The 12095-nt window shown below is 37.7% G+C and carries 10 protein-coding genes; 7 read left to right on the forward strand and 3 right to left on the reverse strand.

What is annotated here, in order from left to right:
- Window positions 1-22 precede the first annotated feature (22 nt).
- The 7 genes from JF53_RS15645 to JF53_RS15675 all read left to right on the forward strand — a co-directional run bounded on the left by JF53_RS15645 (window position 23) and on the right by JF53_RS15675 (window position 8021).
- Complete coding sequence (locus tag JF53_RS15645; protein ID WP_047979819.1) at window positions 23-535, forward strand: DNA-deoxyinosine glycosylase; 513 nt, start codon at window positions 23-25, stop codon at window positions 533-535.
- 1090 nt (window positions 536-1625) lie between these two features.
- Window positions 1626-2504 carry a sensor histidine kinase gene (locus JF53_RS15650; protein WP_236686964.1) on the forward strand — a complete coding sequence of 293 codons (879 nt, stop codon included), beginning with the start codon at window positions 1626-1628 and terminating at the stop codon, window positions 2502-2504.
- A gap of 10 nt (window positions 2505-2514) precedes the next feature.
- Entirely contained in the window at window positions 2515-3150 is a 636-nt protein-coding gene (locus tag JF53_RS15655; protein WP_047979821.1) for a response regulator transcription factor, read from the forward strand.
- Window positions 3151-3538: 388 nt separating this feature from the next.
- Complete coding sequence (locus JF53_RS15660; RefSeq protein WP_047979822.1) at window positions 3539-4471, forward strand: ABC transporter ATP-binding protein; 933 nt, start codon at window positions 3539-3541, stop codon at window positions 4469-4471.
- Between the two features lie 11 nt (window positions 4472-4482).
- The gene (locus JF53_RS15665; RefSeq protein WP_047979823.1) at window positions 4483-5748 is read left to right on the forward strand and encodes an ABC transporter permease; all 1266 of its coding nucleotides are present in this window, start codon (window positions 4483-4485) and stop codon (window positions 5746-5748) included.
- The gene (locus tag JF53_RS15670) at window positions 5745-6863 is read left to right on the forward strand and encodes an ABC transporter permease (RefSeq protein WP_047979824.1); all 1119 of its coding nucleotides are present in this window, start codon (window positions 5745-5747) and stop codon (window positions 6861-6863) included. Before JF53_RS15665 ends, JF53_RS15670 begins: the two co-directional genes overlap by 4 nt.
- Window positions 6864-7067: 204 nt before the next feature.
- Complete coding sequence (locus JF53_RS15675) at window positions 7068-8021, forward strand: alpha/beta hydrolase (RefSeq protein ID WP_047979825.1); 954 nt, start codon at window positions 7068-7070, stop codon at window positions 8019-8021.
- 51 nt (window positions 8022-8072) lie between these two features.
- Here JF53_RS15675 and JF53_RS15680 read toward each other — a convergent pair whose 3' ends face one another.
- The 3 genes from JF53_RS15680 to dat all read right to left on the reverse strand — a co-directional run bounded on the left by JF53_RS15680 (window position 8073) and on the right by dat (window position 11634).
- Window positions 8073-10070 (reverse strand): S9 family peptidase, encoded by a 1998-nt coding sequence (locus JF53_RS15680; RefSeq protein ID WP_047979826.1) that lies wholly within the window; start codon window positions 10068-10070, stop codon window positions 8073-8075.
- 84 nt (window positions 10071-10154) lie between these two features.
- The gene (locus JF53_RS15685) at window positions 10155-10673 is read right to left on the reverse strand and encodes a P-loop NTPase family protein (RefSeq protein WP_047979827.1); all 519 of its coding nucleotides are present in this window, start codon (window positions 10671-10673) and stop codon (window positions 10155-10157) included.
- Between the two features lie 85 nt (window positions 10674-10758).
- Window positions 10759-11634: a D-amino-acid transaminase gene (gene dat, locus JF53_RS15690; protein ID WP_047979828.1), complete on the reverse strand. Its 876-nt coding sequence runs from the start codon at window positions 11632-11634 to the stop codon at window positions 10759-10761.
- Window positions 11635-12095 lie beyond the last annotated feature (461 nt).

Consider the following 12095-nt stretch of genomic DNA (forward strand, 5'->3'; position numbering starts at 1 on the left):
ACAAGGAAATGGAGATGGGACAATGGCAGTTAAAATTGTTGGTCTACCGCCAATCATTACAACAGAATCAAAAGTACTTATACTTGGATCAATGCCTAGTGTACTGTCGTTAGAGCAACAAGCCTATTACGGGAATCCTCGTAATCATTTTTGGAAAATCCTTTTCGCTTTGTTTAAGGAAGAAGTGCCCGATGATTATAACGCTAAAATTGCTTTTATAAAGGAAAAGAACATCGCATTATGGGATACAATCGGTGCTTGTTATCGGGAGGGCAGTTTGGATGCTAACATTTATGGTGAGGAACCGAATGATATACCGAGTCTACTACGTGAATATCCCAAAATTAGATTAATCGTATGCAATGGGACAAAATCATATAACACGTTAAAGAAGTATTATAAAACAGAGGTTTTATCGACTATTACAGTCTTGAAGCTTCCTTCTACTAGCCCGATTCCGGGGCGATTTAATAAAACATTAGCTGAAAAAATAGATGCTTGGAAAGTGATAGTTAAATATCTAGAGGAAAAATGATGCAATTTTCGAAAAAGTGTTGTGCGTGGTGTATCCAATTCTGTATAATAAACTTTGGGAGTGTCGTCAGCCTCATACATGCAGGCGAGTCGTAAGTGTGGACTTACGACTCGGACAGTTATATAGGCTTCGGCGACTTCCTTTCTTGGTGAAAAAGGTAATTATCCTGGTTCCTAGTAAGAGACAGGGTGATTACTTTTTTTCACGGGAGTTCACAACTAACAATATGAGCGTTGAGAACATTAACATTAACTCGATCGTCTTGTCAATTGGAATCACAAGCTTCAGCCCCTTTCCTGGGGATTTTTTGAAGCCGCCGTTAACTCCAATCCTGTCAGTCGATTCTAAAACCTATACTTCTGTCACCATGATTATACTACAAATTAGGGGGTCAAGTATCGAGATTATTGTGAAATGGTACAATATTCATAGAATTTAGTTTGTTGCTGCGAAATACCTATTCTAATGCCTAATTCAATATTCTCGTTGTAAAAGGGACTATCGAATCAGTTTATTTTTCCTCCATCTATGCCCCTGCTTAAGCGATACTTTTATTATATTTGTTTTGAATCATTTTTATTTCTTCAATAAAAGCTTAGCATCGGTTCCAATGTATCTTTCAAATCAGGGAACTTAATTCCAGACTCCGAAAAATCCTGAGTGGCTACCCTACAATCATAGGATGAATGTGTAAATATCAATTACTTCTACTTCTGCTCGTAACTATATTTGAAATGATCTTATATCCTGTAATAAATATCATGTTCCAGAATTGCTACGTCATAGAACCACTTTATTTCGGGAAATTAATTGAAAATGAATCCGTATGATAAAATATGAGGTATTACTTTATTAATATGTTGATGGTGAAAAGGAAAGTAGGGGTTGGATGTACCGTTTCTGGTTACGATTCTGTATTTTTGTCATACTATGGACTTATTTGATTTATAAATATAGCAATAATTTAGGAATGAGTTTTTTATGCTTCGCAGCAGCAGCTAGTATCTTTTTCTTTCTATCGTTAAGGCGAGTTTCGTTGTTCTTGTATTTTGCGCTATCCGGTATGGTTTTCTTTCATGGGTTGGTTTTTGTGGGGGAGAATTTGTATTCCATTATTCTCTTACTCTATCTCACTATTATTGCTTCCTTACGATTGAATGAGGGAAAACTAAAATGGTATGCTATCATTAATTTGGCATTAACATTACTACTAGCAGTGTTACAAAACCAGGGAATAATTGATATGACTGTTCTGATGCTGTTTTTTTACTATTTAATACTTGCTATGCATCAGTATCAAGCGGTGGTTTTTGAACAAAAAGAACTTTATGATCAGCTGCTTGGGGAATATCGGAAGTTAAAGCGAGTAAATCTTCTTGTTGAACAGGATGCTCGGGTCGAAGAACGAAATAGAATTGCACGTGACATACATGATTCCGTAGGGCACCGGTTAACGGCGTTGATTATGAAGCTTGAAATGCTGGCGATACAAGCTAACAATGATGCATATCGTGAATTGAAAGTGATGGCAGAGGAAAGCTTAGACGAGACTAGACAAGCAGTAAAGGCGCTACAAGCTGAAGAAACCGAAGGAATTGCAACAGTGGTTCATCTTATCCGTAAATTAGAGGCGGAAAGCCATATGGTTGTCCAATTTACGATGAAGCAAGGGGTCCTATCTGTTCCACTTTCCAATGAGAATAGTGTCGTATTATACCGAGTCATTCAGGAAGCATTAACGAACGCTATGCGTCATGGCCAATCGAGAGAAGTTCAGGTTGTAATTGGTAAGTCAGCGATTGGGGATGTAACGTTAGAAATAACCAATGCTATTTTTCAAGCGAAGGCGTTTGAATTTGGATTTGGTTTAACCAATATGAAAAAAAGAGTAGAAGAAGTTGACGGCAAGTTAGAAGTTTATCAAACTGAGAACCAATTCAAGGTAACAGGAATAATACCGGCGAGTTAGGGGGATGTGTATGTGGCGTGTTTTGTTAGTGGAAGACCAAGCAATTGTTCGGCAAGGATTGAAAGTAATTTTAGAACAAGATAAAAACATTACGGTAGCACATGAAGCAAACAATGGAGCTGAGGCAATCGCAGTACTGGAGAAGTATGCAATTGACTTTGTGATGATGGACGTACGAATGCCAATCATGAATGGTCTAGAAGCAACTACAATTATCAAGAAACGATGGCCAGCGATAAAAATACTTATCCTTACCACTTTTAACGATGATGAATATGCCGTGGAAGCATTAAAACAAGGTGCTAATGGATTTTTACTTAAAACCGCGGATTCAACTAAGCTGATTGAAGCGGTATACAGCTGTATGCATGGTGGGCTAACACTCCATGATGAAGTGGCGGCAAAAGTAATGCCTAAATTATTACAGCATACTAGTAAACCATCGGTAACAGTTGCGCTTTCCCCTCGAGAATTATTGATTACGAAATTAGTGGGAGAAGGAAAAACCAATAAGGAAATTGCTAATCAATTATTTTTATCGGTCGGTACGGTGAAAAATCATATAACCCAAATATTACAGAAGACAGCATTACGTGATCGGACACAGCTTGCGATTTATGCGGTTAAACATGACATTACAGATTGAAAAGGAGAATCTTGCTTCGGCAGGATTTTTTTCATTGTTTAGGAAATTATAAAATTAAACACTGTGGATAACTGAAGTTATTTGAACGGCTACGTCCAGCTCCAGCGCCCAGGGACTATCTGACTTCCTTCACCTCCGTACGATAAGTCAACATCGGCTCCCTGCAGTCGCCGTGTTTCCTTTATCTCCTACGGATCAGTCCAAATGTTTTCGGTGGGGCGAGTAATCGCAGTCCCAGTCCGTACGTCCCTTAGCGGGCGCTTGCGCTTTTGTTCTTAGACATCAAAAAGTGACGGAGGTCATGTAAGTATTTCTCGATTTGATGACTGTAGATAGTAGGATATTTCGAATGATTAGCGTAAGCTTTTGTAAGAGGGAGGGATACTCGATGATTGAATTAGTTAATTTAACGAAAAAGTTTAAACAAGTAGAAGCAGTGAAAAATTTAAATATGTACATTGAAAAAGGTGAAATAGTTGGATTATTAGGTCCAAATGGAGCTGGTAAGTCAACAGCGATTTCGATGCTATCTTCCTTAGTAGAACCGACAAGTGGTGATGTGCGCTTTGAAAATAAAAGTATTATTAAGAATCCTGCATCATTTCGCCGAGTTGTTGGTATGGTCCCACAAGAAATTGCGCTTTACACGGACTTAACAGCTGAGGAAAATCTGCATTTTTTTGGAAGAATTTATAATCTCCGTGGAAAAGAATTAAAGCAAAAAATGGATGAGGTACTAGAACTCATCGGACTATCCGACCGTCGCAAGGATGTGGTTAAGAAATTCTCCGGTGGTATGAAACGGAGATTAAATATTGGTGTGGCGATGCTTCATGATCCAGAAATAATCATTATGGATGAACCGACTGTCGGTATAGATCCACAGTCAAGAAACTACATCTTGGAAACAGTCAAACGACTAAATGAAGAACGACAAGTGACGGTCCTTTATACAAGTCACTATATGGAAGAAGTGGAGTATCTTTGTGACAGAATTTATATCATGGACAAAGGAAATTTGATTGCTTCAGGTACGAAGGATGAGATTAAACAAATCCTTTCTTCAGAGAGAACAGTCTCAATTCGGACGGAGCGCTTAAATGAGGCTTTTATTGCTGAACTGAAGGAGAATCCCTTCGTCTCACATGTAACAGTGGCGGATAAGGAAGTCATAATTATTGTGCCAAAAGAGGCGAATATGTTTGTGGAAATCACGAGAATTGCAGATATCTCCAATGTGGAATTGACCTCTGTAGATATCAAAACGCCTACCTTAGAGGATGTATTCTTACATCTAACAGGTAGAGCGTTAAGAGACTAGGGGGAATTCGTATGCTTTGGCAAATTATAAAAAAACAAGGTTTGCTTTTCTTTAGAAATCCACAGGAACTCCTTTTACTTATCGCATTACCGATTATATTAGTAACCATTCTGGGGACAGCTTTAGGTAGCTTTATGAATAGTGAGAGTTCTCCTATCGAATTGAAGGTAGCATTTATCGAGCATGAGGATGAACAAGAGCAGCTTAATCGTTTCTTAGCTGACATGGCGGAGCAACTTCCAGCGGAGTCAGTAGCGGAAATTCAGGCGGAAGCGGAACAAATGATGCCAATAAAATTGTTGAAAGAACAGGTTTTTGGCAATGAGGAGTTAAAGAATTTTATAAAACTGCATGAGGTTGAGCCCTCAGAACGAAATGAAATTATACAGGATGATTCCTATACATCGATTATTGAAGTGCCAGCGAACTTCACGTATGCTGTCCTCAATAATATGGTGTTAGGAAATGAAGACCAGCCGGTGTTAACGATAACGCAAAATGAGGCAAGCCAGGCTGGTGCCAGTATTGTAGATAGTGTGTTAACCCAATTTCAAGAACAATTAACTTTAGGTAATTTTCTTTCCAAAAATAATATGGACGAAAGTGTTCTTAATATTGATGAAAGCATGCTACCAGGGGAAATGACAACCATAAATGAAAAAGATCCGATAAGCGCTAAAGCGTACTATACGATTGGGATGGTTGTTATGAATGTGCTATTTCTTGCAGGTTCCATTAGTTCCTTTGCATTTGAAGAAAAACGTATTCATGTCATCGATCGCGTGATTTTGGGAAATGTACCAAACTGGGTGTACTATAGTGGGATATTGGCGTCTGGTACAATTTTTGCATTTATTCAGTCGATAATCGTTTTTACCTTCTCTAGAATAGCATTTGGAATCAGTTGGCCAGATTTACCTGCGTTCTTAGCTGTAACTCTAGCGTTTTCGTTGGCGGTAGGAGGAATTGCGGTATTGTTATCTGCGATCAGTTATCGGATTAATAGTGAGACGGTTACCGGCTTTTTTAGTAGTATTCTAGTGACATTGTTATCGGTCTTAGGAGGTAGCTTTTTTCCAATAGGAGATTTCTCTTCTTTTATTCAAAAACTTGGAAATCTGACGCCAAACGGAGCTGGTATGTCTGCTTACCTCGCCATTTTACGAGGAGATGGCTTTGCAGAGATAGGAAATCACCTTATCTATTTGACGTCATTTGCATTATTTACCGTAATTATTGCAGCCCTTTGTTTTCCTAAAAGGAGTGTGACGACATGATTGCAGTTCTATTCTCGAAAATAAAGCAGTTTATTCGTGAGCCGTGGACCTTTATAATCTTTACAGGAATGTCCGTATTATTCGCATTTATATTTGGAGGCTCCAGTATGGGAACGACGACCTTACCCGTTCCTGTGTATAGCGATGAGGATACAATGAGAACATCTGCTATAGGAAAAGCGTTAGGAGAAGAAGCGGCTTTCGAGTTTAATTGGATGAGTGAAGAAGAGGTTAACGAGCAGGTTTCTGCCGGAAAGGCAGAGGTAGGCGTTATTCTTCATGAAAATGATTTCCAGGTAATCGTTGGTGTCGATTCACCTAATGTAGGACTAATCCGGCAGACAATTCAAAAGGTTTATCTGGAAGACATGAGGAAGGACCGAATTTTAGAAGCTAGCAATACGACATCTACAGAGGATAAGCAAGCGTTTTTAAAGGATTTTGATGAGGCAATGGGTGCACCACCTTTTAGACTAGAAGCGGTAAGTTTCCGAGGAGAGGGATCTTTTGTCTATGATAATTCATTACATCGTTTGTTTGGATTTTCATTGTTTTTTGTAATCTATACAATCGCATATAATGTATTATCCATTCTCTTAGAAAAAAGAGATGGTATCTGGGACCGGATTATATTATCACCAGTTAAAAAGTGGGAAATGTATGTCGGTAACTTAATCTATAGCTTTATCACTGGCTATATTCAGGTAGTCATCGTATTCCTGATATTCCGATATGTTTTTGGTATTGATTTTTATGGGAGATTTCTAGAAACGTTATTGCTGTTAATTCCATATGTATTTTCCATCGTTTCGCTGGCAATTTTAATTACGGCAATTGTGAAGACTGTTCAACAATTTAATGCCGTGCTTCCGATTATCTCAGTTAGTATGGCAATGATTGGTGGTGCTTATTGGCCGATAGAAATTGTGGAGTCGGATGTGTTATTAGCACTAGCTAAAATAAATCCATTAACGTATGGAATGGAAGTATTACATGGCGCGACTGTTTATGGCTACTCCATGAACGAATTATTGGTGCCTATTAGCATCTTAATATTATCTGGAGTACTCATGATGGGACTAGGGATACACTTAATGGAGAGAAGACATATATAGCATAGTGTAGAAACGTATGTCAGTTACGTAATAGGGAGATAGGAATTTTTCGGATAGAAGTAATCGTTTTGTCAAAAGCCACCATCAAGTAAGATGGTGGTTTTTCAAATATATACCAACGAAATATTTCTATTTTTTAAGAAAATTTTTAGTATAATAGTATTATACAACAGGAGAGAGCTACCATCTTAGGGGGATAATTAGGTGAAGAGAATACTGAAAATTTCAACAGGTGTTATTAGTATACTATTAATCATAGATATTATTGCTAGTTTTTATTTTTATGATCTGGCAATTAATCGAGGACCAAAGGATTTCTTACAAGGAAATAAAGACCTGGAAGTGTCAGCCGAAACAATGGAAGTATTACTGGAGGGTGGTTGGCGTGACTGGGTTTCTAACCAAGAATTTGAGAGTATTGAAATGACCTCAAGAGATGGGTTGAATCTCCAAGGCTATTATTTGGAAGCTAAAGAACCAACGAATAAACTGGTAATCGCTGCACATGGCTACCTAGGACGTGGAAGTGATATGGGATTATTTGGTCAATACTATTATGAGGAATTGGGCTACAATTTTTTTACAGCAGATGCACGTGGTCATGGCAGGAGTGAAGGGGACTACATAGGCTTTGGCTGGCCTGATCGTTTAGATTATGTAGACTGGATCAATATGTTAGTTGAAAAGCTAGGTCCGGATACAGAAATTATACTGCATGGTTTATCGATGGGGGCTGCGACTGTACTGATGACTAGTGGGGAAGAATTGCCGGAAAATGTCAAGGTAATCATTGCCGATAGTCCTTATACTAGTGTTCAAGATTTATTTACGTACCAGATTACGAGAATGTTCCATCTTCCAGCATTTCCTGTTATCCAAACGACCAGTATGGTGACCAAGGCGAAAGCAGGGTATTCGTTATCTGAAGCATCAGCACTTGAACAGGTAAAAAAAGCAGAAGTACCTATTCTTTATATACATGGTAACCAGGATTCATTTGTGCCAACTGATATGTCACGTGAGCTCTATGAAAATACAAAAAGCAAGGCGGAGATCGTTATATTTGACGGAGCGAACCACGGGGAATCGTTTGTGATGGATGAGGAAACGTATAAGGAAGTATTGAATACATTTTTAGAGGAAAGTTTTATGAAATAATCATAAAAAGCTGACGTATAATGATATACACGTCAGCTTTTTGTTGTACTTTTACAAATAGCTTTCAAACCATCTGCAAATATGATTTAACCGTTCTACACGCATTTCTGGTTTTCCGCTACGGCTAAGTTCATGATTCGCACCAGGGAAACGTACAAATTCAACTTCCTTTTTTAAATGCTTTAATGCTACATAGAATTGTTCACCTTGTTCAATTGGACAGCGATAATCGAGTTCGCCATGTAAAATTAATAATGGTGTCTCTACTTGATCAGCATATTTTAATGGTGAAATATCCCATAAAGCTTCGGGATCTTCCAGTAGATTAGAGCCATGCTGCATTTTATTAAAGAAGTAGCCAATGTCGCTAACGCCATAGAAGCTTAACCAGTTACTAATCGAACGCTGTGTTACAGCCGCTTTGAAGCGGTTTGTATGACCGACAATCCAGTTCGTCATGAATCCACCATAGCTACCACCTGTAACGCCTAAGCGATTTTCATCAATAAAGTCATAGGTTTCTAATGCATAGTCAACTGCCGTCATAAGGTCTGTATAATCACTACCACCATAATCATGGCGGCATGCATCAACAAAGCTTTGACCATAACCATGGCTACCGCGAGGATTTGTATATAAAACAACATAACCTTTAGCGGCAAGTAGCTGCATCTCATGGAAGAAGGTTTGTCCATACATGGTGTGTGGTCCACCGTGTACTTCAAGGACTAATGGGTATTTCTTTCCTTCTTCAAATCCAATTGGACGAAGTAACCAGCCATGCACATCCCAACCGTCTTTTGCTTTAAAGGAAATACTTTCTGGTTTATTAATAGCAACCTCTTCTAGAAATGCTTTGTTCGTATCGGTTAATTGTTTTTCTTGTGAATCTGCATCAAGTAAATAGAAATTACAAGGGTCAGTAGTTTTGCTAACACCAATAACAAATGAATCGTTAGCAGGATTATACGAGAACCCAAATACATGACTGTCTACGTTATAACGTTCGGTTAATTCACCTTGTAAGTTAGCCTCGTAGAGATTGGTTGCGCCATGATCAGAGCCAATGAAAAACAGACGATTTTCGTCTTTTGACCAAATAGGGCCAGTTTCAGAGGATCCTAGGCGAGAATCTCCGGCAATTAAATCTCCTAACTGGAAATCCCAATTTTCACTTAAACAGATTGTCTCTTTCGTCTCACTGTCATAAATATAAAGTTCAGTAAGTGTTGCATTTGCAAATTGTTGCTTATTCCCTAAAAAGGCAATTTTAGTACCACTTGGAGAAAAGCGAGCTGTATAATACGTCCCTTCTCCATCGGTTAGCTTAGTTATTTCTTTGGTCGCTATATTTAACGTATAGACATCATTTTTGATTTCATAATCTGCATCTTCACTTAAATTACCGGCAAATAGGATGGTTGTACCATCTGGAGAAATATCCTGGTAAGCATGGTGATGATTGCCCCTCGTTACTTGGGTAAAGGTCTCTTTCTCGATATCGTAAAGAATAATTTGAGATTTTTTATTATCAAGGAATCCTTGTGCATCTGATTTATATCGCAAATTTTTTACGATTAAAGGTTGTTTGCTTTTTTCATCATGCTCTTTTTGGCGCTCTTCTTTGGATAATTCATTCTGGTTCGTTACATCGTCGTCTTGTTCTAATGAAGCGGTAAAGATTATAAACTTCCCGTCCTTGGACCAGAATGGATTTACTGCACCATATTTGAACGTAGTGAGCTGCTTTGCTTCACCACCATCAGTAGGGAGTATCCATAATTGTGGAACACCGCTACGGTTGGATTGGAAGACGATTGTGCTTCCATCCGGTGAGAAGCGGGGACTACCGTTCTTATCATGGCCAAATGTCCATTGTTTTGTTGAATGATTGTCTAGCTTTTGCACTAACAGATTAGATTCGTATTCCTTCTTATCATTTACAGTAGTGGAAACGTATGCGTATGTTGATCCGTCCGGTGAAAGTTGCGGATCACTAAGTATTTCAAGCTTCATAAAGTCTTCTGCTGTAATTGCGCGTTTAGCCATTTAATAACCTCCAATAATCGTAAGTAGAATTTTCAAACTTGTTTTTATTCTAAACTATTTCGAGATACGAAGCAATTAGAATTACTAGATTACTTGATTTTGTCTAAGGCTTTCTAGATATGTAGTTAATTGTTTTCTGTATCTAAAAATATGTATGTCGGTGTTGGTTGTTTTTAATAGTTTTTGATACAGTTTTGGTACCTTATTTTTATTATAATTTTTGGTCCAAAGAATGAATTCAAGATTTAGCCGTTCTGGACAACCCTTCCCAATATCAGGTCTTGTCTTATTATGATATTGAATTCGTCGCTTGATTATGCCATAAAGACATTTGATTGTTGTGTAATGTAAAAAAATAACGGTATCGGCATCCTCTAAACGTTTTGGTAGTGTAACACTATAATTGCCTTCAATTATCCAACTGTCTTGTTTTAAAATCTCATCATGTTGCGAAATTAGCTCAGCTTCATCTATTGCTTTCCATCCGGGTTTCCAATAGATTGCATCCATATGGTAGACAGGAATATCTAGTAAATGACCTAATTGCATGGCAAGAGTCGATTTTCCAGCTCCAGGATTACCTAGAATCGTAATCTTCTTCATAAATACCTCCAACTCTTTTAATGATTTAATATTCTGAATAAAGTCTATGAAAAGAAGTATCCCATCTGTTGTGGGATACTCCGTTCTATGCGTAGTTTTCAATAAGGTTTTCAACGATATTAGCGTCTTTTTCATACGCTACTTGTAATTGTCTTGTTATGTTACCTGGTTCTCCGTTGTTAATAGCAAGACCATCGACAGTCACAATTGGTGTAACCTCGGAGGTGCTGCTTGTTAAGAATAACTCATCAGCCTCATTAATATCTTCTAATGTAAAGGCTTCTTCGATTAGCGGGATTCCTAACTCTTGAACAAATCGTTCAACGGCCATCCGGACACATCCATGTAAGATATTATTCGTCGTTGGGTGTGTATAAATTTTTCCGTCTTTTACAAGATATACATTAGCGGAAGAACATTCTGTTACACGTCCGTCACGATGGAGTATTGCTTCATAGCAATTTTGCTCCTTTGCTTCTTGTTTTGCCATAACATTTGGTAATAAATTCAGGCTTTTGATAAAGCAATTTTCCCAGCGAATATCGCGATGTGTTATAACGCTAACGCCGTTTTTTAATGTTACTAGATTACGAGGCTGTGTTTGAACATATGCATAAATATTTGGGTCCACATCCTTTGGAAATACATGATCTCTAGGAGCAGATCCTCTTGACACTTGCATATATAATTTGCCGTCTTCCGTCATTTCATTACGCTTCAATAATTCATGAAGCAGATTTTTAAATTCTTTTTTTGTAAACAAGAGTTTTATTTTTATGGCTTCAGTGGATCTGAATAGTCTATCTACATGCTCGTCTAATAAATAATACTTACCTTTGTAAATACGAATAACTTCATAAATTCCATCACCAAATTGTAGAGCACGCTCTTCAATTGGAAAGGTTAGACTATCACGATGAATAAATTTTGTTTGTGATAGGATTACTGGATACATTGACAAGCTAAATCGCCCCCTTGTTAATATGATTATTTTATTACTTCCAAGTTGCCTTGTAAATGGTTGTTTTTATATAATATTCGCCATAGTTAAAATGAGTTAATAGTCCTAGTATCATGCTGAATCCATATGGAATAAGCTAGAAGTAGCTACTTAATTAGATCTTATTGGTAAAAGGAAATGAAAATGTAATTTTTTGTTGGAAAATGTAATATTTCCTCTTGCATGTATCAGAAGTTCTTGCTATAATAAATTTTGCATTAAAAAAATGCGGGTGTAGTTTAATGGTAAAACTCTAGCCACGAGCGATACATCCACTGAATAACCAACGAGTTGCCCCGAGAAATTCAACTTCTTCGAAAATACTAGTAGACGCAGGGGCATGACTTTGCGTGAATGAAAACTAAATAAAATTTCTAATTAACATGCGGGTGTAGTTTAATGGTAAAACTCTAGCCACGAGC

Origin of the sequence: Ornithinibacillus contaminans (genome assembly GCF_001038425.2) — a bacterium.
GTDB classification, from domain to species: domain Bacteria; phylum Bacillota; class Bacilli; order Bacillales; family Amphibacillaceae; genus Ornithinibacillus; species Ornithinibacillus contaminans.

Excerpts from the sequence above, each read along its gene's own strand:
- JF53_RS15645 (WP_047979819.1), top strand. The coding sequence starts at position 23 with ATGGCAGTTAAAATTGTTGGTCTACCGCCAATCATTACAACAGAATCA.
- JF53_RS15655 (WP_047979821.1), top strand. The coding sequence starts at position 2,515 with ATGTGGCGTGTTTTGTTAGTGGAAGACCAAGCAATTGTTCGGCAAGGA.
- JF53_RS15660 (WP_047979822.1), top strand. The coding sequence starts at position 3,539 with ATGATTGAATTAGTTAATTTAACGAAAAAGTTTAAACAAGTAGAAGCA.
- JF53_RS15665 (WP_047979823.1), top strand. The coding sequence starts at position 4,483 with ATGCTTTGGCAAATTATAAAAAAACAAGGTTTGCTTTTCTTTAGAAAT.
- JF53_RS15670 (WP_047979824.1), top strand. The coding sequence starts at position 5,745 with ATGATTGCAGTTCTATTCTCGAAAATAAAGCAGTTTATTCGTGAGCCG.
- JF53_RS15680 (WP_047979826.1), bottom strand. The coding sequence starts at position 10,070 with ATGGCTAAACGCGCAATTACAGCAGAAGACTTTATGAAGCTTGAAATA.
- JF53_RS15685 (WP_047979827.1), bottom strand. The coding sequence starts at position 10,673 with ATGAAGAAGATTACGATTCTAGGTAATCCTGGAGCTGGAAAATCGACT.